Source organism: Dellaglioa sp. L3N, assembly GCF_054941095.1.
In genome coordinates this window covers 1049776-1073606 of record NZ_CM142928.1, presented here as the reverse complement: position 1 = coordinate 1073606, position 23831 = coordinate 1049776, and the positions used below count along the sequence as shown (strand labels likewise).

The 23831-nt window shown below is 34.6% G+C and carries 26 protein-coding genes; 20 read left to right on the top strand and 6 right to left on the bottom strand.

Features of this window, described 5'->3' with window-relative positions:
- Nucleotides 1-96: 96 nt before the first annotated feature.
- The gene (locus tag ACVPPR_RS05400; RefSeq protein ID WP_462303824.1) at nt 97-696 is read left to right on the top strand and encodes a DJ-1/PfpI family protein; all 600 of its coding nucleotides are present in this window, start codon (nt 97-99) and stop codon (nt 694-696) included.
- A gap of 104 nt (nt 697-800) precedes the next feature.
- On the opposite strand, the gene ACVPPR_RS05395 is transcribed toward ACVPPR_RS05400, so the two are convergent.
- Nucleotides 801-1442, bottom strand: coding sequence for an XRE family transcriptional regulator (locus ACVPPR_RS05395; RefSeq protein ID WP_462303823.1), 642 nt, complete (start codon nt 1440-1442; stop codon nt 801-803).
- A 138-nt stretch (nt 1443-1580) separates the two neighbouring features.
- On the opposite strand from ACVPPR_RS05395, the gene ACVPPR_RS05390 reads away from it, so the two are divergent.
- From ACVPPR_RS05390 to recD2, 5 genes are all read left to right on the top strand, one after another.
- The gene (locus ACVPPR_RS05390) at nt 1581-1814 is read left to right on the top strand and encodes a helix-turn-helix domain-containing protein (protein WP_462297445.1); all 234 of its coding nucleotides are present in this window, start codon (nt 1581-1583) and stop codon (nt 1812-1814) included.
- A 141-nt stretch (nt 1815-1955) separates the two neighbouring features.
- The gene (mnmA, locus tag ACVPPR_RS05385) at nt 1956-3095 is read left to right on the top strand and encodes a tRNA 2-thiouridine(34) synthase MnmA (RefSeq protein WP_462303822.1); all 1140 of its coding nucleotides are present in this window, start codon (nt 1956-1958) and stop codon (nt 3093-3095) included.
- 99 nt (nt 3096-3194) lie between these two features.
- A complete protein-coding gene (locus ACVPPR_RS05380) occupies nt 3195-3851 on the top strand; it encodes a histidine phosphatase family protein (protein WP_462303821.1) in 657 nt (218 codons plus the stop codon).
- Nucleotides 3852-3861: 10 nt separating this feature from the next.
- Nucleotides 3862-4512: a tetratricopeptide repeat protein gene (locus ACVPPR_RS05375; RefSeq protein ID WP_462303820.1), complete on the top strand. Its 651-nt coding sequence runs from the start codon at nt 3862-3864 to the stop codon at nt 4510-4512.
- Between the two features lie 15 nt (nt 4513-4527).
- Complete coding sequence (recD2, locus tag ACVPPR_RS05370) at nt 4528-6996, top strand: SF1B family DNA helicase RecD2 (protein ID WP_462303819.1); 2469 nt, start codon at nt 4528-4530, stop codon at nt 6994-6996.
- A gap of 40 nt (nt 6997-7036) precedes the next feature.
- Here recD2 and ACVPPR_RS05365 read toward each other — a convergent pair whose 3' ends face one another.
- The 3 genes from ACVPPR_RS05365 to ACVPPR_RS05355 form a co-directional block, all read right to left on the bottom strand.
- Nucleotides 7037-7981: a diacylglycerol/lipid kinase family protein gene (locus tag ACVPPR_RS05365; protein WP_462297450.1), complete on the bottom strand. Its 945-nt coding sequence runs from the start codon at nt 7979-7981 to the stop codon at nt 7037-7039.
- A gap of 142 nt (nt 7982-8123) precedes the next feature.
- Nucleotides 8124-9800, bottom strand: a complete 1677-nt coding sequence (gene rnjA, locus ACVPPR_RS05360) for a ribonuclease J1 (protein WP_462297451.1) — start codon at nt 9798-9800, stop codon at nt 8124-8126.
- Nucleotides 9797-10015 (bottom strand): DNA-directed RNA polymerase subunit epsilon, encoded by a 219-nt coding sequence (locus ACVPPR_RS05355; protein WP_462297452.1) that lies wholly within the window; start codon nt 10013-10015, stop codon nt 9797-9799. The genes rnjA and ACVPPR_RS05355 overlap by 4 nt, the downstream gene beginning before the upstream one ends.
- A 232-nt stretch (nt 10016-10247) precedes the next feature.
- Between ACVPPR_RS05355 and ACVPPR_RS05350 the strand changes: the two genes are divergently transcribed.
- The gene (locus tag ACVPPR_RS05350) at nt 10248-10721 is read left to right on the top strand and encodes a hypothetical protein (RefSeq protein WP_462297453.1); all 474 of its coding nucleotides are present in this window, start codon (nt 10248-10250) and stop codon (nt 10719-10721) included.
- 60 nt (nt 10722-10781) lie between these two features.
- Here the strand turns inward: ACVPPR_RS05350 and def are convergent, their stop codons facing one another.
- Nucleotides 10782-11330: a peptide deformylase gene (gene def, locus ACVPPR_RS05345; RefSeq protein ID WP_462304807.1), complete on the bottom strand. Its 549-nt coding sequence runs from the start codon at nt 11328-11330 to the stop codon at nt 10782-10784.
- A gap of 235 nt (nt 11331-11565) precedes the next feature.
- Here def and ACVPPR_RS05340 point away from each other — a divergent pair, with 235 nt between their 5' ends.
- The 13 genes from ACVPPR_RS05340 to holA all read left to right on the top strand — a co-directional run bounded on the left by ACVPPR_RS05340 (nt 11566) and on the right by holA (nt 23247).
- Nucleotides 11566-11853: a UPF0223 family protein gene (locus ACVPPR_RS05340; protein ID WP_462297454.1), complete on the top strand. Its 288-nt coding sequence runs from the start codon at nt 11566-11568 to the stop codon at nt 11851-11853.
- A gap of 5 nt (nt 11854-11858) precedes the next feature.
- Nucleotides 11859-12632: an inositol monophosphatase family protein gene (locus tag ACVPPR_RS05335; protein ID WP_462303818.1), complete on the top strand. Its 774-nt coding sequence runs from the start codon at nt 11859-11861 to the stop codon at nt 12630-12632.
- Between the two features lie 165 nt (nt 12633-12797).
- Nucleotides 12798-14645 carry a translational GTPase TypA gene (typA, locus tag ACVPPR_RS05330; protein ID WP_462297456.1) on the top strand — a complete coding sequence of 616 codons (1848 nt, stop codon included), beginning with the start codon at nt 12798-12800 and terminating at the stop codon, nt 14643-14645.
- A 105-nt stretch (nt 14646-14750) separates the two neighbouring features.
- Nucleotides 14751-15032, top strand: coding sequence for a DUF1507 family protein (locus ACVPPR_RS05325; RefSeq protein ID WP_462297457.1), 282 nt, complete (start codon nt 14751-14753; stop codon nt 15030-15032).
- 12 nt (nt 15033-15044) lie between these two features.
- Nucleotides 15045-16223 carry an FtsW/RodA/SpoVE family cell cycle protein gene (locus ACVPPR_RS05320; RefSeq protein ID WP_462297458.1) on the top strand — a complete coding sequence of 393 codons (1179 nt, stop codon included), beginning with the start codon at nt 15045-15047 and terminating at the stop codon, nt 16221-16223.
- An 18-nt stretch (nt 16224-16241) separates the two neighbouring features.
- Nucleotides 16242-16568: a YlbG family protein gene (locus ACVPPR_RS05315; RefSeq protein ID WP_462303817.1), complete on the top strand. Its 327-nt coding sequence runs from the start codon at nt 16242-16244 to the stop codon at nt 16566-16568.
- Between the two features lie 6 nt (nt 16569-16574).
- On the top strand, nt 16575-17126 hold the full coding sequence (gene rsmD / locus ACVPPR_RS05310) for a 16S rRNA (guanine(966)-N(2))-methyltransferase RsmD (protein ID WP_462297460.1): 552 nt from the start codon (nt 16575-16577) through the stop codon (nt 17124-17126).
- A gap of 1 nt (nt 17127) precedes the next feature.
- On the top strand, nt 17128-17610 hold the full coding sequence (gene coaD, locus ACVPPR_RS05305) for a pantetheine-phosphate adenylyltransferase (protein ID WP_462297461.1): 483 nt from the start codon (nt 17128-17130) through the stop codon (nt 17608-17610).
- Nucleotides 17600-18658 (top strand): SepM family pheromone-processing serine protease, encoded by a 1059-nt coding sequence (locus ACVPPR_RS05300; RefSeq protein ID WP_462303816.1) that lies wholly within the window; start codon nt 17600-17602, stop codon nt 18656-18658. Before coaD ends, ACVPPR_RS05300 begins: the two co-directional genes overlap by 11 nt.
- Nucleotides 18659-18761: 103 nt before the next feature.
- Entirely contained in the window at nt 18762-19406 is a 645-nt protein-coding gene (locus tag ACVPPR_RS05295; protein ID WP_462303815.1) for a helix-hairpin-helix domain-containing protein, read from the top strand.
- 60 nt (nt 19407-19466) lie between these two features.
- A complete protein-coding gene (locus ACVPPR_RS05290) occupies nt 19467-19946 on the top strand; it encodes a ComE operon protein 2 (RefSeq protein WP_462297464.1) in 480 nt (159 codons plus the stop codon).
- 116 nt (nt 19947-20062) lie between these two features.
- Nucleotides 20063-22216 (top strand): DNA internalization-related competence protein ComEC/Rec2, encoded by a 2154-nt coding sequence (locus ACVPPR_RS05285; protein ID WP_462303814.1) that lies wholly within the window; start codon nt 20063-20065, stop codon nt 22214-22216.
- Nucleotides 22217-22221: 5 nt separating this feature from the next.
- On the top strand, nt 22222-23247 hold the full coding sequence (gene holA / locus ACVPPR_RS05280) for a DNA polymerase III subunit delta (RefSeq protein ID WP_462303813.1): 1026 nt from the start codon (nt 22222-22224) through the stop codon (nt 23245-23247).
- A gap of 51 nt (nt 23248-23298) precedes the next feature.
- Here the strand turns inward: holA and rpsT are convergent, their stop codons facing one another.
- On the bottom strand, nt 23299-23553 hold the full coding sequence (gene rpsT / locus ACVPPR_RS05275; protein WP_409022404.1) for a 30S ribosomal protein S20: 255 nt from the start codon (nt 23551-23553) through the stop codon (nt 23299-23301).
- Nucleotides 23554-23831 lie beyond the last annotated feature (278 nt).

Genomic DNA, 23831 nt, shown 5'->3' with positions numbered 1-23831 from the left:
ATTAAAATGAGTAGGCTTTTTTTGTAATCTAAGGAAAAACGTTTACAGTACGAATTAATTCGTATATAATAATTTTAACGAGGAGGGGATTTAACCATGAGTAAGATAATGTTATTGTTGCCAAATGGGTTTGAAGCAATTGAAGCTGGTGTTTTTACCGATGTGATGGGCTGGAATATGATGGAGGGAGACCATTCAACTGAGCTTGTGACAGTGGGCTTGCATCCAATTGTAAAAAGTACATGGAATATGCAAGTAAAACCTGAATACCAGTTGCATGAAATTGAGTTAGATACATTTGATGCGCTGGTTATTCCCGGTGGTTTTGAGGAATCTCATTTTTATGACGATGTTTTTAGAGACGAGATTACTAAGACCATTAATTATTTTAGTGAACATAATAAAATAATAACGACTGTTACTGTTTGTTATGGCGATTTATCGTTTGAACGGGCCAACATCCTTAAAGGTAAAACAATCACATCCTATATTTATCCAACTAGTTTAGGTTTTAAGCAATTGAGTGGTTTCAGAGACAGTCTGCCGCAATACAACGTTATCAAACAGACAAAGGGAAAAGTTATTGCGTCTGTTAATCCTGGAACAGCTTTTAAGGCTGCTTTTTTGTTACTTGAAAAATTAACAACTTATGAAAATGCAAAATACATCAAAAATATAATGGGATTTAGTGCGTAAAATATTAGTTAAGGCTCAGAATTATGTCAAGGCGTTGTTGTATCTTAAATGTTGTGACCTGATAGTTATTATATTTGAAAATTTATGAGTTAGATAAAAATGAATTATAACTGAACTTTTAACATTATTGCTTTACCCAAAATTTTAGCCGAATTATCAAGAATAATTGGATCAAAGGCAGGATTATCAGATAGTAAATTTAAAGTATCTTTTTGGTATTTAGCTCGTTTTAAAATGATTTTTGAATCAGAATTAACTAATATAGCGGCAATCTCACCATCTTCAATGGTTGATTGCATATGTATTAATATGACACTATTCATTGGAATAGTTGGTGCCATAGATTCATCATCAGCTTTTAAATAGAATAAATTGTCTGTAGGAATCGATTCAGCGGTTTCGCTAATATAATTGGATATATTTGTATCTGAAATAATTGGGCCATTAAAAGGGCCTTGATTAATGACAGGAATGCGAATAATATTCAATGTATCATTTTTGATGTTTGCGAAACGTGGATCAATAAAAGATTTTGGAACATTGAAAAAGTCAGCGATTTTTTGAATATTACCGGGTGTTGGTGTAGAAGTACCTTTAACATACCCCGTTAAGGTACTTTTTGGTATTTTTGTAGAATTGGAAATATCTATTTGTTTTTTATTTTTTTTAGATAATAGATTATTGATATTATTAGAAATAATCTGTCGTGTTTCAATCTCTCGTGGCGTTAATTCACCTCTTGCCATAGGACATCTCCTTCTTGCTTTCTTTGTTCTTGTTATTATAACCTACTTAATTCGAACTTTTCAATAAATGGTTGATTGATGATGAATTACGATTTAATACATATATTAGTGCGTTGCTAATTTAATGGAGGAAATGAAATGTTTCAAATGACTCTAGGTGACTTACGCAGACATATAGGTTGTACAGTTGAAGAATTATCGGAAATTTTAGATATAGATGCAACATTATTAGTGAATTATGAAAAAGATAGTTCAAATATTCCAATGAATTTATTAATTAAAATAGAAAAACTATATGGAATTTCAGCAGATTATGTATTTTTAGGTAAAGAGGTAGATTTTAAAGTAAGTCAGAATAAAATAAAAAATTAATAGATGCAATAAATGAATCAACCTTTTACGACACGCTAGGCTTGTATTAGTTCAGATTATTGGTATAATAGTATTTACTGAAATAGTGCGACCTTCAAATCGTAGATTTTTTCAGAATCTAATTGAAATGATGGTGATAGTATGCCAGATAATAGTAAAACTCGTGTCGTTGTTGGGATGAGTGGTGGTGTCGATTCGTCAGTTGTGGCTTATTTATTAAAGCAACAAGGTTATGATGTTGTCGGTGTCTTCATGAAAAACTGGGACGATACGGATGAAATGGGTGTCTGTACGGCAACGGAAGATTACAAAGATGTTGCTAAAGTAGCCAACAAAATCGGAATTCCTTATTATTCCGTTAATTTTGAAAAGGAATATTGGGACCGTGTCTTCACTTATTTCTTGGACGAATATAAAAAGGGTCGGACACCGAACCCTGATGTGATGTGTAACAAAGAAATTAAGTTCAAAGCATTCTTTGACTATGCAATGGAACTTGACGCTGATTACATCGCAATGGGACATTATGCACAAGTTGAGCAAGATGCTGACGGGATTATGCATATGTTGCGTGGCGATGATAGCAACAAGGACCAAACTTATTTCTTAAGCCAATTATCACAAGAACAAATTCAAAAAGTAATGTTCCCAATTGGAAACATTGAAAAACCAGAAGTGAGACGAATTGCTGAAGAAGCGGGTCTTTCAACTGCAAAGAAGAAAGATTCAACCGGTATTTGTTTCATCGGCGAACGTAACTTTACGAAGTTCCTTGGCGAATATTTACCTGCACAACCAGGTAACATGATGACAGTTGACGGTGTCAAAATGGGCGAGCACTACGGCCTAATGAACTACACTATTGGTCAACGTAAAGGTCTTGGTATTGGTGGTACAGGTGAAGGTAACGATCCTTGGTTCGTTGTTGGGAAAGATTTAGCAACGAATACATTGATGGTGGGTCAAGGCTACCATAATGATTTGCTTTACGCAGATTATCTTGAAGCTTCAGAGTTAAGTTTCATTTCACCCATTGATCGTTTTGGTAATGATTTCCATATCACTGCTAAATTCAGATATCGTCAGACAGATGTCGGCGTAACCGTTCATTTAAATGACGCGCATACAGAAGCGACCGTTACTTTTGACGCTCCAGTACGTGCCATTACACCTGGACAAGCTGTTGTCTTCTATGACGGTGCAGAATGCTTAGGTAGTGGTATTATTGATGCTGCATTTAAAAGTTCAAATGAAGGTTCAAAACAATTACAATACGTTTAAAATTAATGAAGGCACCAACAAAACAAATGTTTTGTTGGTGCCTTTTTATTTTTGTGGCATAATATAATAGAGATGAAAAACGAAGGGGTCTATTGACTGATGGTTAAACTATATTTTATTCGACATGGTAAAACAGAATGGAATCTTGAAGGCAGATATCAAGGTGCAAATGGTGATTCACCATTATTGAAGCAAAGTTATACTGAAATTCAACAACTGATTACCGCGCTTAAAACAACGCAATTTGCTGCGATATATTCAAGTCCCATCAAACGGGCCAAAGATACCGCAGATTTGCTTAATGCTGGACTGAATCAAGGATTAAGCGTCGTTTTAGATGCACATTTAGAAGAATTTCATTTAGGCAAGATGGAAGGGATGGCGTTTACTGATGTGGCGGTCAAATACCCAGCAGAGCTTGATGCCTTCCGTAACCACCCAGATAAATATGATCCTAAAAATATTAATGGTGAAACTTTTGAAACTTTATTAGCACGAATGGTGCCAACCATTAAAAAAATTGTGGCACAAAATAATGTGGATGCGAATATCTTGATTGTGAGTCATGGAGCTGCGCTTGGGGCCTTGATTCAAACCTTATTAGGGGTTCCTTTAAAAGACTTACGTAAACATGGTGGTTTATCGAATACGAGCACCACTATTTTAGAAACTAAAAATGGCACTGATTTTAACTTAATTAAATGGAATGATACGAGCTATTTAGACAGAGAGCGCGACGAAAGTGATGTCGTTTAAGGAGTAACGAATGAGTAAGAGAGCAGAAAAAGAAGCAGAATCAAAACAGTTAATTCATCAATTGGTTGAAAAGGTTGAACAAGAGCCAGATAATCAACAGGCCTATTACGAACTAGGCAGTTATTTAACAAAATTAAAAGATTACCCTCAGGCCGAAGAATTGTATAAAAAAGCACTCTCACATTTTGATGGGCAAAGTGATTTATTGCAATACGGCCTTGGTAATGTCTTTTATGAGGCGGAGCTTTATCCTGAAGCCATTCAATCGTTCCAAAAAATAACAAATCAAGCAATGAAAGAAAACGCCTTTTTAATGCTTGCTCAATCATATATGGCGCAAGAACAGTATCAACAGGCTTTGGCGTTCGCTATTACGGCGCAAGAAATAACTCCTAAAAATCCGGATACCAATGAATTAATTGGGGATATTTTCTTGGCATTAGGTCAATTTGAAAATGCGGCACGCTACTACGATTTAGTGCTTGAAGTAGATGCGCATCAGGCAAAAGCTAACTTTCAACGAGGTCTTGCCAATATGGTTTTAGGCCTTGAATTTGAGCCCTATTTTGAACTTGCTAAAGCCTCAGATCAAGCCTATTTTGCTGCCCAAAAACAACGCTTAAGTGAAATAGAAGCCTTTATAAAATTACGTGATAAATAAAAAGGATGTGAAAGAATGGTTGTTCAGAAACTAAGTTTATTTAATGATGGTTCTCAAAACGATGATACTCAAGCTTATTTAGTTGGGAAAGTTGCAACCATTTTTTTTCAAAGCCAAGATAGTTTTTACAAAGTGATTTTAATTCACAGTGTTGAAAGTAATTTGGAATGGCCGGAAGATGAGGTGGTTGTTACTGGGAATTTTGCTGATATTAAGGAAGAAGCTATTTATCGTTTTTATGGTCAACAAGTGGAACATCCTAAATATGGAAAGCAATTTCAAGCTAGTAATTATCAAAACGAAACGCCGACTTCAAAAATGGGGCTCATCACTTATTTATCTGGTGCGGAATTTAAGGGAATCGGTAAAAAAACGGCGGAAGCAATTGTTGACAAGTTAGGGACACAAACGATTGATAAAATATTAGCAGACGATACGGTGCTCGATTCATTAGAGCTATCGAATAAGCAGAAAACAACCCTCTTAGAAACCGTTCGAGTGAATAATGGGATGGAACAAATTATTATTGGCTTAAATGGTTTTGGATTTGGGAGCCAACTAGCTGCAACCATTTATCAAACGTATAAAGAAAAAACGTTGGATATTATTCAAGAGAATCCCTATCAATTGGTTAATGATATTGAAAATATTGGTTTTAAAAAAGCAGATCAAATTGCTGAAGAATTAGGCTTTGCGGCTGACTCATCTGGGCGCATCCAAGCCGGTATTTTACAAAGTATTAATGATTTATGTCAACAAGATGGTGATACTTATGCAACGGCAGAGCCATTGCTGACGGCTTCTTTACAATTATTGGAGAGTAGTCGACGCGTTCGAATTGAACCAGAAGCTATTTCAAAAGAACTCATTAATTTAGCTAAGTCTGGGCTGGTTGTGGGTGATGAGCAACGAATTTATCTGAAAAACTTATACCATGCAGAATATCAAATTGCTGAACATTTAAAAAGACTGTTGTCATCAGGTAAAGAAAAAGCTGGTTTAGCAGAAAAAGACCTTGATAAAGCAATTCGTAAAATTGAGAAAAAGCTTGATATGAATTATGGGGCATCACAGATTGATGCCATTAAAGCTGCGATGCAAGCGCAAGTATTTTTGTTAACAGGTGGGCCCGGAACAGGGAAAACGACTGTTATTAACGGTATTGTTGAATTGTTCGCTGAATTAAATGACTTTTCTCTTGATATTAATAGTTATGGTGAAGGACAAACATTCCCAATTCTTTTAGCTGCGCCGACTGGTCGAGCTGCAAAAAGAATGACTGAGACAACGGGCTTGCCAGCCAGTACAATTCATAGACTTTTAGGTTTAACGGGTAGAGAATCAACTAATGACGTTGAAACGAGAGATTTAGAGGGTGGGTTATTAATTATTGATGAAATGTCGATGGTTGATACCTACTTACTGAATACGTTACTGAATGCAATACCTACAGATATGAAAGTTATTTTGGTGGGGGATAAGGATCAATTACCTTCAGTTGGACCTGGACAAACCTTTTATGATTTATTAAAAAGTGATTATCTTGAACGAAAAGAATTAACGGATATTTACCGTCAAGGTGACGGTTCATCCATTATTTCACTTGCGCATTCAATTAAAAAGGGTGAATTACCCGCTGATTTTACGCAAAATCAAAAGGATCGTTCATTTTTCGCAAGTCGTGAATACCAAGTTGAATCCATTATTAAACAGGTGGTCGAGCGAGCTAAGTCGAAAGGGTTTACGTCAAGTGATATTCAAGTTTTAGCACCGATGTATCGTGGTGCTGCAGGTATCAATCGCTTGAATGAGATGTTACAGGATATTATGAATCCACTGGAAAATAGTCGACAAAAAGAAGTTCTTTTTAGAGATCAAAAATTTAGAATTGGCGATAAAGTATTGCATCTGGTTAATAGTCCTGAGAATAACGTTTTTAATGGTGATATTGGAAAAATTGTTGGGATTACATTGGCGAAAGATAGCGAGGATAAGGTTGATGAACTCGTTATTGCGTTTGACCAAACCGAAGTGACCTACAGACGAAATGAATGGCAGAAGATTACGTTGGCTTATTGTACATCCATTCATAAGTCGCAGGGTAGTGAGTTTAAAATGGTGATTTTACCGATGGTTTCGCAATATAAACGCATGCTTAAACGTAATTTACTTTATACTGCCATTACACGGGCTAGTGAGTTGTTAATTTTACTTGGCGAAGAGCGATCATTTGAAGAGTGTGTGGAGAATGAATCAGCTAACCGAAAAACCACGTTATTATTACGCATTGAACAGATTTTTGATGGTGATATCAAAAAAGTGGTTGAGGTGACTGAGTCTACGCAAGCAGAAAAAACGACTACTAAAGTGGAAAAAGTCGTTCAGCCTATGCCAGATGTCATTGAAAAATTTGTTTTAACGAAGACTAATATTATGGATGGTTCAATCGATCCCATGATTGGGATGGAAAATGTGCACCCATAGAAAAAAGCTTAATTATCTCATTAGAGGTAATTAAGCTTTTTTAGGCAATCCAGAATGGATACGATGAGACCGTATAGGTGATTTCAAAGAAACGTGTGCCTAAATCTTCACCATCAATTTGACCATATTCTAAAGAGTTGACGGTAAGTTTTATTTTATCCGATGTAAAGTGATGAACCCCTTTTTGGGTCACATGTCTACCAGAAAACATTAAAATAGCTAGATAGAGTAATTTAAGGGTCCTCGATTTTTCTATGATAATTAAATCTAAATTATTTTTAGCGGGATCCGCCATTGGTAAGATTGGAACGCCACCACCAAAGTAGGGGTGATTGGATGTTGTTAAAAGAAACGCATTTTGATAGAATTTTCGCTGACCATTAACGTGAACGGTCACCGGAAATGAGCCTTGTTTTGATAGGGTGCTCAACAAGGCACTTAAGTAGGTAAGCGAGCCTAAATGGAGCTTATTTAATATTTTTTTTGAGCTTGATTGGTTTGCGATGCTAACAATTTGGGCATCAAAGCCGATGCCAACATTATTAACAAAGTATTTCTTTTCATGACGTGAAAATTCTTGTAGCACGCCAAGATTTAATAACTTAGGCGAAGTTGTCTTTAATATTTGTTCAAGTGCCACTAGTGGTGACTTAGGAATGCCAACGCCTCGAGCAAAATCGTTTCCAGATCCGGCGGGAATATAAGCAATAGGGATATCAAATGTGTCAGCGTTTTTAACGCCGTTAATACATTCATTTAAGGTACCATCGCCGCCAATGACTAGTATAATATGAGTATTATTTATTTCAGGCTGATAGTGTCTGGCATAATTTTCCGTTAAAAGGGAAGCATGACCAGTATATTTTGTTAAATGCGCATTAAAATTGATTTGTTGTGTTACTAAAACTTTTTTGATGGATTGCCAAACTGATTTAGCATGACCGCTTCCAGCAGATTCGTTGACAACAATAAAATACTGATGCATGAGCTTCCCTCCTTAATGAGACACTAAACAAGTATAACTAAAATCTATAAAAATTTAAAGACAAAATTGCGTTAACGCCAGTTTAATTTTGTGATTGCACAAAAAAAGGACAACATTCTGAAATAAATGTTGTCCTTTTTCGTTAAACAATCACTAACATTGGTAAAATCATTGGTTTACGTTCAGTTTGTTCATATAAGAATTTTTGTAAGTCATCAACAATTGCATCATTGATCATGGCTTCCGTAATTTTATCGTTTTTCAATAAGCGACTCATGACACGGAATAAGCGACGGCGACCTTGGTTAATTAATTCGCCAGATTCACGCATGTAGACAAATCCTCGTGATAATAAATCAGGTCCTGCTTGAATTTCATGTTTCTTCATGTCAATTGTTGCCACGACTACGACAAGACCTTCTTCAGAAAGAACTTGTCGATCATTTAACACAGTGCTACCAATATCGCCGATACCTGAACCATCAACATAGATATCGTCAGCTTCAAAGTGACCAGCAATTCTAGCAGAATCACTCGTTAAAGCTAAAACATCACCATTTTCCATGATGAAGCTGTTTTCTCTTGGCACACCAATTTGTTCAGCTAAGCCCGTGTGAATTTTAAGCATTCGATATTCACCATGGACAGGGACGAAGTACTTAGGTTTCATCAAGCTAAGCATTAATTTTTGTTCTTCTTGGCCACCATGACCAGAAGTATGGATGTTATTTATTTTACCATGAATAACCGTTGCACCAGCTTCTGAAAGTTCGTTGATAACGTGGTTAACACTAATTGTGTTACCAGGAATTGGTGAACTTGAGAAGACAACGGTATCGCCAGGTTGAATGGAAACTTGGCGATGAGTTCCGTTAGCGATACGGCTAAGTGCAGCCATTGGTTCGCCTTGTGAACCAGTACATAGAATCAAAATTTCGTTTGCAGGCAATGAGTTGATATCGCGTGCATCGATTAAAGCGTCATCTGGAATGTTTAAATAGCCCAATTCACGACCGTTGACAATTGCAGCTTCCATACTACGTCCGAAGACGGCAATTTTACGACCTTTGGCAACGGCAGCTTCAGCAGCTTGTTGAACTCGAGAAATATTTGATGCAAAAGTAGCGAATATAATCCGACCTTCACCTTTTTCAAAAATTCGACGAATTGATTTCCCAACAAATCTTTCTGATTTTGTGAAATTAGGAATTTCAGCATTTGTACTATCAGATAGTAAACAGAGGACACCATCAGCACCAAGTTGGGCCATTCTTTGAAGGTTAGGCGGCTGATTAGTAACAGGTGTCAGATCAAATTTGTAGTCCCCAGTGACTACAATGTTACCGGACGGCGTTTTGATTGCAACACCTAAGGTATCTGGAATTGAATGAGTTGTTCTAAAGAAAGACACACTTGTTTTTCTGAATTTAAGAACAGTATCTTCATCAATTTCATGCATTTCTGTTGTGGCAAGTAACCCATGTTCTTCTAATTTTCCTTTGATTAATGCGGAAGCCAAGGGGCCAGCATAAATCGGTACGTTAATTTGTTTTAATAAGTAAGGGATACCACCAATATGATCTTCATGACCATGGGTGATAACTAATGCTTTAATTTTTTGTTGATTGGCAACTAGGTATTGAAAATCAGGAATAACGTAATCAATTCCTAATAATTCATCCTCCGGAAACTTAATGCCCGCATCGACGATAATGATTTCATCTTGAAATTGAACACCATACATGTTTTTACCAATTTCACCTAAACCACCGACTGCGAAAACACCAGTTTCGTTATTTTTAACATTTATCTTTTTCATTCAGAAAACTCCGTCATTTTGAAAGCCGGATTTTCCTTTTCGTATGCTAAAGCTTTTTCTGATAATGTTTCGATGAATTCAATGTTATGTGTTGTTTGGTGACCAACAATACTTTGAGCTTCAATTTCAGAACCTGCTTCAAGGAAAAGTGACTTTGTTTCTTCTCTTTGTGGATTTCTATCTTGTGTTTCTTGATAATAAACTTTAAAAATCATGTGTAAAACTCCTTTAAATTAATTGATATCATTTTGCTTAAAATGATTTGGAATGAAAATTAGAAACCGAACTGGGGGTTGTTTGCACAACATATAATTTATATTTTATCATATATTATTATTTAAGTATAGAATTGTAAGACCTCAATGGGCTTATAAAGGATAAATTTTAATAGACATGGTATAATTATAGAAAATTATGGCATAAGAAAGCGTGGTATTTCATATGTGGATGATAGTGAAGATAATTATTGTAATCGTTCTAATTGTTAGTATCATTCTTAATTATGGTCGATTAAAGAGAAATAGACGGATTACTGTTTTTAAAAATGAAAGCAAAAACATAACTGATGCTGCGGTTAAATTTGCTTTGAATCATCTTCAGGAGAATGGGTATGGGATTGATTCAGGGCTTTTAAAAGTGACGGAAATTGTTTCAAAAGTTTGGGGCAAAAAAGTTATGGTATTTGAGTATCAATTTAAAATGAAGGATCCTTCAAAAAAAGAGATTGAAAAAATAAGAAAAAACTTTTTGGATTTATTTGAAGAATTTGAAAAAATGACTTTTGTTAAAAAAAATGCGGAGGCTAAAACGGCGTTTGAAGTGACAGATCTCTGGTATCTAGAGGGTATCTTACATTTAGACGTTGCTTACTTAGCTAATGAAGAAACCATTTTGTACACTAAAGATTTAAAGAAAGTATAGTTTGTTTTAAGGCAAATAAAAAAGTTCCCTCAATTTATTGAAGGAACTTTTTTTCAATGATTATTCAAGCATGACAGCGTCATCTGGTATTGCAAAAGGTTTGTCATCATTAATATGATCAAAGAATAGGATACCATTTAAATGATCGATTTCATGTTGAACAACGATTGCTTCATAATTTTTTAAGCGAATCTTGTGCTTAGTACCTTCGAGATCGAAATAACGAAGGGTGATTCGATCGGCTCTGGGAACGTAACCAGGGACGTCTCGATCAACTGACAAACAGCCTTCACCTTCTGAAAGTGCAGCAACTTGAACTGATTGACTTAAAATAGTTGGATTGATTAAGACTTGTTTAAGTGTGGGTTCTTCACCTTCTGGTCCAGGGATTAGAACAGCAGTCATTCGTTTAGAGATGGCTAATTGTGGTGCAGCTAGACCAACACCGGCACGTAGATGGTATTTTTTAGCTATTTCTTCATCTTGGCTATTTTCTAGAAATTCCATTAAATCATGTGCTAATTGTTTATCATCATCTGAAAGCGGAAAAGTCATTTCGCTTGAGCGAGCTCGTAAAATGGGATTGCCTTCACGAATGATGTTTTTCATTGTAATTTTAATCAAAATAATACCTCCAAATTAATATTCTACCGTATATTGTAGCATAAAATAATCATACTGTGGGGTTTTGAAAATTGGTGGCATGTTTCATTCTTTTAGTTTTTACAAGATTGCTGTAAAATGAATCTTAAATAATAAAATAAATTAATTTTAAGTCTAGTGCTTTAATGAGTTATAGATTAAAATGAGAAAAATACGTTAGCAAATAAGAGGAGTTTAACCTATGAATAATAAAATTAGTTACCCATTAGAGTCACATTGGACTACCGAGGATATCATTTCTGTTAGTGAATTCTATAAAGCAATAGAATTAGCAAATTCCACAGGTGTTGATCGCGAAGAATTACTTTATAACTATCGCGAGTTCAAAAAAATTGTTCCGTCTAAAATGGAAGAAAAACAGTTAGGCAGAGCTTACGAAGATGAATCAGGGTTTAGTATCTACCGGACAATCAAATTTGCAAGGGAAAGTACAAGAGATATAATTAAAATTAATCAACTAAGGAGCTGAAAGATTTGAACATTGATGAAGTTAATCGTCAAGTTAAAAGTTGGCTAAAGGAAGCACGTGAAAATATTATTTTAGCATTCGGAGATCCATTGTCTGTCGAGACAAAAAGTAGTCGAGTGGATCTTGTCACGAATATGGATAAGCAAACCGAAAAATTTTTAGTCAGTAAAATTAGAGCATTTGATCCAAAAGCAAAAATTCTTGGTGAAGAGGGATTTGGGGATGATGTCACAAATCTAGAGGGGAACGTTTGGATTGTTGATCCTATCGATGGCACAATGAATTTTGTTAAACAGAAGGATCATTTTGCAATTATGATTGGTATTTATGAAAATGGTATTGGAAAATTGGGATTTATCATGGACGTTATGAATAACGTTTTGTATTCGGGTGGCCCAGATACCGGTGTTTTTGCAAATGAAAACAAACTTGAAAAACCTGAAAATACATCGCTTAAGGATGGCTTATTAGGTTGCAGTTCACCAATGTTAATGATGGATTACAAACACCTACAAACAATCGTTAAGCACAGTTCTGGTGCTAGAGTATACGGTAGTGCAGGGATTGAGTTCGTTCATATTTTACGTGGACAAGAAATTGGGTACGTTTCTCACTTGAAACCATGGGATTTTGCGGCTGGTAAAATATTGGCAGAAACTCTTGGTATCACGGTGAAAACAATTGACGGTACAGAGCTTGATATGTTACAATCAGCAGATGTATTAATAGCAACGGAAAACGCACAAGAGGACATTTTAAAACTGCTCAATAGTTTTTAGTAGAATCGCGTTGTGGCTGTGACTAACAAGTCGCAGTTTTTTTATGCGATTTATTTATGAAAAAGTATGAAAACTTTTAGTAAGTGTGTTAATTGTCTGCTATAATAGTGAACTGTAGTTATTATTCGTAAAAATATTAAGGCTCCAACGAAAGGAAGAACAAACTTGAAAACAAGAGATGACATTCGTAACATCGCGATTATCGCCCATGTCGATCACGGTAAGACGACTTTAGTTAATGAATTATTAAAACAATCAGATACATTGGACGGCCATTCAGAAATTAGTGACCGTGCTATGGATACAAATGATATTGAAAAAGAACGTGGTATTACTATTTTATCAAAAAATACTGCTGTTAGAGTTGGCGACAAACAAATTAACATTTTGGATACACCTGGACATGCCGATTTCGGTGGTGAAGTAGAACGTATCATGAAAATGGTTGATGGTGTTTTACTTGTCGTTGATGCTTTTGAAGGAACAATGCCACAAACACGTTTTGTTTTGAAAAAAGCTTTAGAACAACAATTAGTACCTATTGTTGTTATCAACAAAATTGATCGTATGGGCGCTCGTCCACAAGAAGTTGTTGATGAAGTTCTTGATTTGTTTATTGAGTTGGGCGCTGATGAATCACAACTTGATTTCCCTGTTATCTATGCTAGTGCTTATAACGGTACATCAAGTATGGATCCAGATATTGAAACACAAAAACATTCTATGGATGATGTTTTCAAAACAATCATCGATACAATTCCTGCACCAATTGATAACAGTGACGAACCATTACAATTCCAAGTGTCAATGTTGGATTATAATGAATATGTTGGTCGTGTTGGTATTGGCCGTGTATTCCGTGGCAAAATCGCTGTTGGTGATCAAGTTTCTGTTATTAAACTTGATGGCTCAGTTCAAAATTTCCGTGTTTCAAAACTTTTCGGTTTCTTCGGTTTAGACCGTGTTGAGATTGAAGAAGCTAAAGCCGGTGATTTGATTGCTGTTTCAGGGATGGATGACATCTTCGTTGGTGAAACTGTAACACCAACTGATCATCAAGATGCTTTACCATTATTGCGTATTGATCCACCTACACTTCAAATGACATTCAGAACGAATGATTCACCATTTGTTGGACAAGATGGTAAAAACATTACTGCTCGTAAGATGGAAGATCGTCTTAAATTACAATTGCATACTGATGTTTCATTGAAAATTGAAGATACAGATTCTCCTGATGCTTGGGTTGTTTCAGGTCGTGGAGAATTACATTTATCAATCTTAATCGAAACGTTACGTCGTGAAGATTTTGAAATTCAAGTATCACGTCCAGAAGTTATTTATCGTGAATTTGATGGTAAGATGCAAGAACCTTTTGAAAGTGTCCAAATTGATACACCTGATGAATATTCTGGTGGTGTTATCGATACAATGGCTCAACGTAAGGGTGAAATGATTAACATGGAGACTGGTAATAACGGTCAAACACGTTTAACATTCTCAGCTCCTACACGTGGTTTAATTGGATATGATTCACAATTCCTTTCAATGACTCGTGGATATGGTATCTTGAACCATACTTTCTCTGAATACAAACCTGTTATCCGCAACTGGGAACCTGGTCGTCGTAATGGCGCATTAGTTTCAATCAATTCCGGAAAAGCAACAACATATTCAATTATGAGTATTGAAGAACGTGGAACGATTTATGTAACACCAACTACTGATATTTATGAAGGAATGGTCGTTGGTCAAAGTAGCCGTGAACGTGATATTTCTGTAAATATTACTAAAGGTAAAGCTATGAGTAATGTTCGTTCTGCTAATAAAGATCAAACAGCTTCAATTAAGAAACCAACTATTCTTACACTTGAAGAATCATTGGAATTCTTGAACACCGATGAATTATTGGAAATCACACCAAATAATCTTCGTTTACGTAAACGTATTTTGAATACAAATATGCGTGAAAAAGCTCAAAAACAACATAAAACAGATTCTAAAAAAGCATAATTAAAAAAAGAGTTAAAAATGATTAAGTTCATTTTTAACTCTTTTTTTAATTTATGATAAGCGGTAGTATGGTATACTATTAAAAGTTACGAGAGGAGAAAACCGATGAAAAACAACATTTCTAAAGAAGATGTGATGACTGTTTTACAAGAAGATGCAGATAAAATAAAAAATCTTGTCAATAAACAACGAGACACGCTGTGTTTATTAAGTTGTCCTGCATTTGAAGAAGTGATTGACACGCAATTATTCGGTTTTTCTCGTGAAGTAGATTTTGTAGTAAAGTGTGAGCTCATTGAAGAGAAAACGGGTAAGAAACTGATCAAGGATCTTGAGTCAGTTTTAAATGGGCACTTTAATGCTAAATTTGAAAAAATGAAGAAATAAGTTGGATTGAAAATGCAAATTTTAAAAAGAATGGTACAAAAATTACAATATCTTGATTATTTTATTTTTATTCCTTATATTATATTATCGGGAATTGGTGTAGTAATGGTTTATTCGGCTAGTTCATATAAAGTTCAAATGGCTGGTGGTGATCCAACAACCTATTTAAAAAAGCAGTTACTTTTTGCTATCTTGGGTTTATTAGTTGCCTTATTTGTGTATGCAATGAAACTTAATTTTTTTAAGAGTTCCGGATTTATAATGTTATTTGGTCTGGTATCCATTAGTGCCCTTTTATACGTAGTGGTTAGTGGTAAAACGGTTAATGGTGCGGCAGGATGGATTAATCTGGGTCTTTTTAACGTTCAACCTGCAGAAATAAGTAAGATTTTTTTGGTCTTATTTATGTCTCAACAAGTTGCTTTTCGTGAAAACAAAGAATTAAGTTACGACAATAGATATAAACGCCGTATGATGTATGGACTCACAGTGGGATTACCTTTATTTCTAATTTTAATTGAACCAGATGTTGGTGGATTTATGATTAATCTTAGTGTGGTTATCCTTATTATTTTGGCGAGTGGGTACTCAATTGGGATTACGTCACTGATTTCCGTTGGAGGGATGGGTGGCTTAGTCCTGCTGTTATCGAAATTAAAATCTGTTTCGCCTAATGCTGGTGGTCCGTTAGCTTATATGGCTAGCCGTTTCGAGTCTTTTAGTGATCCATTTAAATATAAGCAATCTAGTGGGCAACAGTTAGTAAATTCATATTATGCGCTCAGTAATGGTGGGATTTTTGGTGTTGGACTAGGGAATAGTATTCAAAAGCGAGGGTACTTACCCGAAGCTTATACTGATTTCATTTTATCAATTACGGGTGAAGAACTGGGTTTAGTGATGGTAATTTTCATCTTACTATTATTTTTCGGGATGATTGGCCGAATTATTTTTATTGGGTCTAAAAGCAAGGACACCTTCCATACACTTTGTTGTTACGGAATTGCGATGTTTATGACAGTACAAACGGTTTTCAATGTGGGTGGTGTAACAGGGATGCTGCCTATCACGGGTGTAACATTCCCATTTCTTAGTTATGGTGGCTCAAGTATGCTTATTCTTAGTTTCTGTATTGGATTGGTTTTAAGCATATCAGCTTTAAGAAAAAAAGAATTATTAAATAGTAAATAAAAAGGAGGTCGCAGTTAAATGCCTGATGAAGAAAATGATATCAAATTAGTTATTCAAAAAAGACAAGGTGTTATTGTCTTTTTATATCATATGAAACAAATTAAGCAGTTAAAACGATTTGGCATTATTCAGTATATTTCAAAGAAAATGAAATATGTTGTGATATATATGAATCAAGAAGACCTTCCCGAGACAGTCAAAAAAATTCAAAATTTGAAATTCGTTAAAAAAACAGAAGTCTCTCATCGTCCTGATATTGATATGGATTTTGGATCACGGATGGGTGAAAAAGCATTTAAGTTAACGGATGAAGATCAAGAAAAATTTAAAAATAAAAGTGAGTAAAAAATTATGCGAATAATTGCTGGTGAATATGGTGGCAGAAAATTAAAAGCGGTCCCAGGTATGGCAACGAGACCCACAACCGATAAAGTTAAGGAATCAATGTTTAATATTATTGGTCCTTATTTTGATGGCGGTAAATCGCTAGATTTATTTGCAGGGAGTGGTGGCTTAAGTATTGAGGCAGTTTCTCGAGGAATTGAGCATGCTGTTTTAATTGATAGACAATATCAAGCAATCAAAACAATTAATGACAATATTGCGGTTACAAAAGAAGACGATAAATTTACCGTGTATAAACAAGATGCCGATAAGGCTATTGGCCTTTTAAAAGGTAAAGAATCTTTTGATGTCGTTTTTTTAGATCCACCTTACAAGACGCAAGAAATTATTGATACGATTCAAAAGTTAGAAAATAATGCGTTATTAAATGAACGTGCTTTAATTATTTGTGAAACAGATCAATATGCTAAGTTACCTGATGATATTTCTGGCTTTAATTTATTTAGAAGACAAGATTATGGTATTACTCAGGTAACCATTTATCAAAAGGAGAACTAAAATGAATGCCGTTTTTCCAGGAAGTTTCGATCCATTAACTAATGGACATTTAGATATTATCATTCGTTCAAGTCAGATTTTTGATAAGGTGATTGTCGCAGTAATGACAAATACCAGTAAAAAAGCTATGTTTACAGCTAGTGAAAAGGTAGATTTAATTAGTGAGTCTGTTTTTAAATTACCTAATGTGGAAGTAGTTGCTGTTGAGTCTGACTTAACGATTAATTTAATGCATGATTTATCTGCAAAAATAATTATTCGTAGTGCCAGAAATACGGCAGATTTTGAATATGAAAAAGATATTGCATTGATGAATAAAGAATTAGATAACACAGTTGAAACGATATTAATGTTAGCAAGTCCTAAATTTGCGCATGTTTCATCAAGTTTAATGAAAGAAATTTTTAAGTTTGATGGTGATATTACAAAGATGGTACCTGAACATGTTAAAACAGCTATGATTGAAAAACGTCATGAAAAATAAGTCTTTTTGGGCACGATATAAACGCTGGATTTTTACTTATTTGGGCATAGCTATCTTTATAATTTTGCTGTCAGTGCCATTGCCATATTATATTGAATCGCCTGGTACGGCGGAATCAGTTGGTAGTCACTTAGTTGTGAATAACAAAAAAGATCATAAAAAGGGCGATTTCTTACTGACAACGGTTTATGTTCAAAAGGCCAGGCCTTTGACACTTTTATATAGTCGGTTGTTTGGTAAGTATAATGAGATTTTGAAGCAAGAAGATGTGACTGGTGGCAGTTCAAATGAAGCGTATAATATGCTTCAAAAATATTATATGATAGACTCAATTAATCAGGCTAAGTTTGTTGCTTTTAAGGCGGCTAACGAAAAAGTGTCCTTAAAATTTCAAGGTGTTTATGTTATGTCAGTGTTGACTAAATCTAATTTCTACCATGATCTTAAGCCTGGGGATGTCATCACTGCTATTGATGGCAAGCAGTTTGCTAGTGAAAAAGGGTTTATCACTTATATTAAATCTAAAAAAGAGTTGGCAAAAACGACTGTTACATTTAGGCGTGATGGTGTTTTAAAAAAGGTTACGAAGAAATTAATACCGTTGGATAAAGGTAAGACACCTGGTTTAGGAATCACTTTAATCAATAAAACGGATGTCAAAACGAGCATACCGGTTAAGGCGAATGTAGTATCGTTAGGTGGTCCTTCTGGTGGATTAATGTTTACGTTACAAATTTATTCGCAGTTAACGAAAACTGATATTCGACATAATCGGACAATTGCTGGAACTGGAACGATGTCTGCTGATGGCGAAGTTGGTGATATTGGTGGCATTGATAAAAAAATTGTTGCTGCTGATAAAGAACACGCCAAACTCTTTTTCGCACCTGATAATAAGCTTTCTAAAGCAGAGCTCAAAAATGACCCAGATGCTTTAAATAATTATGAATTAGCAAAGAAAACGGCCAAGCAAATTGGCACAAAAATGAAAGTTATTCCTGTTAAAACTTTTGATGATGCACGGCATTATTTAGAAAAAACAAAATAAAACGAATCTCAGTCCAATGAGATTCGTTTTTTTGCGTATTTAAGAGGTGAAAGGGGTGAAAAAAATGGATAAAATAAAAAATAGTTGAATTGAACATCGAAAAATGATCCTTATTTGTGCGTTAGCTGTCATTTTGTTAGGTATTTATTTGTTAGTGACGCAACATAAAAGTAGTGTCACTAATGATATGACGCTGGCTAATGTGGATAGTGTGGCGTCTAGTTCGAAAAAGACCGTTTCAAGTCACTCGGAGCCTGCAAATGTTGGTAAGATTGTTGTTGATATTAAGGGAAATGTAAAAAAACCGGGTATTTATACAATGAAAACGGGGATGAGAATTAGTCAGGGGATTGATTTAGCTGAGGGATTTTTATCTAGTGCGGACCAGAAACAGATTAATTTAGCTCAAAAAGTGACGGACGAGATGGTAATTTATGTTCCGGCAAAAGGAGAAATAAAAGCAACTGTAGCGTCGAATAGCAATGTACAGCCGTCTTCTGTTGGAGGGATAGAATCCAGTTCAGATACAGACACTAAGGAAAAGCCGGCTAGTGATTCAACGGTTAATTTAAATACCGCAACAAAAGAACAACTGCAAGAATTGACAGGAATTGGACCAAAAAAAGCAGAACAAATCTTACAATATAGAGAAGAACATCAATCGTTTAAAACAACGGATGAAATAAAAGAAGTTGGCGGTATTGGTGACAAAACGTTTGAAAGTCTTAAAGACTCATTAGCAGTCTAACTTTTTTTAGAGACCTATTTTTGATATACTATAAAAAAATGAAAGAAGGAAATGCATAAAATGTCTGATAATAGAATTCCTTGGGATCAATACTTCATGACACAAGCAGCATTACTATCATTAAGAAGTACATGTGAAAGACTATCTGTTGGCGCAATACTTGTCAGAGATAAGCGTATCATTGCGGGTGGCTATAATGGTGCTGTTTCAGGCGATGTACATTGTATAGATGAAGGCTGTTATCTTGTTGATGGTCATTGTGTGCGCACGATTCATGCAGAAATGAATGCCATTTTACAGTGTGCAAAATTTGGTTCAGTAACAGATAATTCAGAAATCTATGTAACAGATTTTCCTTGTTTACAGTGTACAAAAATGCTCCTTCAGGCCGGTATTAAGAAAATACATTATTTACGTAATTACCATAATGATGATTACGCTATTTCATTATTAGAAAGAAATAATGTTCGTTTTGAACAGGTAAAAGTTGATAAAAATTATATTGAAGAAATTGTTCTGAATAAAATCTTTTCCGAATAAAATCAATTGAAGCAGTTGATCTCTTTTTTGTGACAGTCCTTGTCGGAATAAGCAGTCTATGGGTGATAACATTTAGTCTTATTTGGCTTATATTTGCTAGTATTATTTGTATCCGAATGATTGCCTTAAAACGACCCATAACGCTTTATATGTGTGTTATTTGTATGCTGATTTTTGGTATTTATTTTTACGTTAATGCGAAAGAAGTTCGGCAACAGGTTTTAGTTGAAAAAGAAGTCAGCCAGGTCATGATAAAAATTTATCCTGATGATTATTCAATTAATGGAGATTTGGTCAGCTTTGAAGGCCAGATAATTTCTGATTCTCAAAAAGTTCATGGCTTTTATAGCTGTAAGTCACAAGATGAGCTTGATAAAATTAAGCAAAATAAACAAACGCAACTTATTAATAGTGACATTAAAATTCAGGCGATGAAGTCAGCAACAAACGAAAATGAATTTGATTATCAAAGTTTTATGCGAACAAAATCTATTTATAATAATGTCACAGTTGTAAAGATTAACAGTCAAATAAAAGATCAGAAAAAATTTTCAATTGCGACTGGATTGAACAAATTGCATGAAATACGTGCGAACTTAAAAAGTTATTTTGATTCGTTATCGCATCCGTTAGATAAGTTTTTAAATGCCTTGATAATTGGCGAAAAAACACAGGACTTCAACCAAGAATTAGCGTCAATAAGGCAATTAGGGTTAATTCATCTATTTTGTTTATCAGGTTTGCATGTGTATTATTTTGTCATGCTAATAGGGATGTTAGGAAATTGGCTATTCATTCCACGAGAAACCATGAATCGTGGCTTACTTTTCTTATTGCCGTGTTATTTAGTTATCGCAGGAGAATCAAGTAGTTTACGACGTGCAATTTTTATGTGTATGGTTCAAATTGTTTGTGAATTAATGGGTAAGCCGGTCCAAGGGATTGTCGTTTGGTGTCTTGCTTTACTACTTGGGTTATTGATTGAACCACAGTTGCTAGCTACATTTGGTGGACAACTTAGTTATTTAATGTCGCTGTTATTAATTTTCATGGGAAATAAAAGTAATCTTGAATCAGGTGTTTGGTTAAATTTATTTAGTTTACCTTTTGTTTTGTTCAATGTTTACCAGTGGCATGTTTTATCGGTTGTGCTCAGTATCTTTATTATCCCTATTTTTGAGTTTTTAATTCTGCCAATTGTGATTCTTGGTGGGCTAATTGGGCACCATTTTCCATATGCAACTGATGTCATAAATCACATATTAAGTGCGTTTATTGGTTTTTGTGATCAATTGGCGCGTTTACCGTTGACAATAACCTTTGGTAAACCGAATTTATATATGTGTGCTTTGCTTTTAGTTTGTTCTCTTGGCTGTTTTCTACGTCAGTCGAGTATGAGACGTTGGATAATGCTTATTAGCTTATATATAGGGATATTTTTATGGATTCACTTTCCAATTCGACAAGAAGTTGTCTTTTTTGATATTGGACAAGGGGATTCCACCTTAATAAGAAAACCATTTAATAGACAAATTACATTGGTAGATACTGGTGGGAAAGTGCATTTTAAAATGGATGATTGGCGAACTAGAAAAGAGTATCAAACTTCTGGTGAGCGGGTTATTGCTAATTATTTACTCAGTAAAGGTATTACCCATTTAGATTGTTTATATTTAACACATCAAGATGCGGATCATATCGGTAATTTCCCTTCCATTTTAACCAAAATTACGGTTGATAAGATGATTGTTCCGTCTGGAATGGAGCAATTACCACAATTTATTAAAAAAATTCAGTCGACTCGGCCACCTAAGGTATTGATACCTATGACGGATGCAAGTAAAAAATATGATTCCAGTTTAATGGTGTTGCATCCGTTTGCTGCTGGTGCAGGAAAAAATGAGGATTCACTTGTTTTGCTAGGGTCAATTGGAAAACGCAATTATCTGATTACTGGTGATTTGGATCGAGCAGGTGAAAAAAAGGTTATTCAAAAATATCCTAATTTGCACGTGTCTATTCTTAAAACAGGGCATCATGGGAGTAAGACAGCAACTGATCCATTATTCGTTGCTCATATTAAACCAGATTTAGCTGTGATTTCTGCTGGAAAGAATAATAGATATGGCCATCCGCATAAAGAAACACTGGATACTTTAAAAAAATATCGGGTGCCATTTGTTAGTACAGCAGAGCATGGTATGATAAAAATTAGTCAGTTTCAGAATTCTAAAGAAAAAATTGAAGTTTTTAACAATGAAAAGAGTTGATAAATATGAATTCACAAACAATTATTTCATCATTATCCCTTGAAAATGTGAAACCGATAAACCTCGTATTGGGAAATGAAACTTATTTGATGGAAGATGTAAAAAAAGCATTTACTGATTTGATACCTGAAGAAGAGAGAACGATGAATTTGGGTAAGTATGATATGGAAGAAGTTCCTTTGGCTAAAGCATTAGATGATGCGATGTCTGTTCCTTTTTTTGGTGATAAGCGCCTTATTTTTATTCAAAATCCTATTTTTCTCACATCAGATACTAAAAAAAGTAAAATTGAACATGATATTAATGGATTTTTGGATTATTTAGCTCATCCAGAGCCAACTAGTATTTTGGTTATATTGGCACCCTATAAGGAATTAGATGGGCGTAAAAAAATTAATAAAGTCCTTAAAAAGTCTAGTTTAATGATTGACAATCAACCTTTGAATGAGCATGCAACGCGTCAATTTATTGTTCAAGAAATGGCGAATAAGTCTTTTGAAATAGATAAAGATGCGTTAGATTTATTTTTAGAAAGAACAAATGCAAAATTATCAACGATTATGAATGAGTTACCCAAATTATTTTTGTATAATTTTGAGACACATCGAATTACGTTGTCATCTGTTGAAAGTTTAATTTCAAAAACTTTAGAACAAAATATATTTGATTTAGTAGATGTTGTTATTGCAAATAATATTGAAAAGTCGGTAACTTTATATCATGATTTAATTTTGCAGAATGAAGCACCTATTAAAATAAATGCGATATTACTCGGACAATTTAGATTATTATTGCAAGTAAAAGTGTTACAAGATAAAGGCTATTCGCAAGGGGATTTAGCTAGTGTTTTAAAAGTACATCCTTATCGGATTAAATTAGCACTTCAAAAAGTAAAAAAATTTAAGCGAAATGATTTACGAAAAATTTATTTAGCGTTAGTTAACTTAGAAAAAACAATGAAAACGACGCAACAGGATCAAGAAGGGTTATTTTCATTATTTATGCTTCAAATTAATCGAGTTAATGCATAAGACAAAAAAAGTCCTAGTAGACTATTCATCTACTAGGACTTTTTTGAAAACTTATTTAGCGTAACGAGCAGCCATACGAGACTTATCACGAGCAGCTTTGTTTTCTTTGATCAAACCTTTAGAATGTGCTTTGTCGATTGCAGTAATAGCAGCTTTGTATAAAGCATCTACGTTATCGGCACCAGCAGTCTTAGCTTGTTCAAATTTCTTTACAGCAGTACGCATTGTGCTTAATTGAGCAGCATTTTTAACGTTTGCTTTTTCATTCGTTTTTACACGTTTAATTGCAGATTGAATAATTGGCATTTAAGTCACCTCCACTTATCATGATCACCTTATTGGTTCTCAACAAATATTTCAACAACCATTATTATACCTAACCAAATTAGTTAATGCAATGAAAACTTGTAAAGGATTTTTACTTGATAGTAATCGGTAACGATTGAAAGTAACAAAAAGCTTGCATTATGCTATAAATTTTAGTAAAGTTAGGTTTGTTCCAATTAACCTTTAACTGAGTTTGTTGACGTCTCACCGACGACTTACTCGGTTTTAGGCATTTAGATTCAGAAAGGTGGGAAACA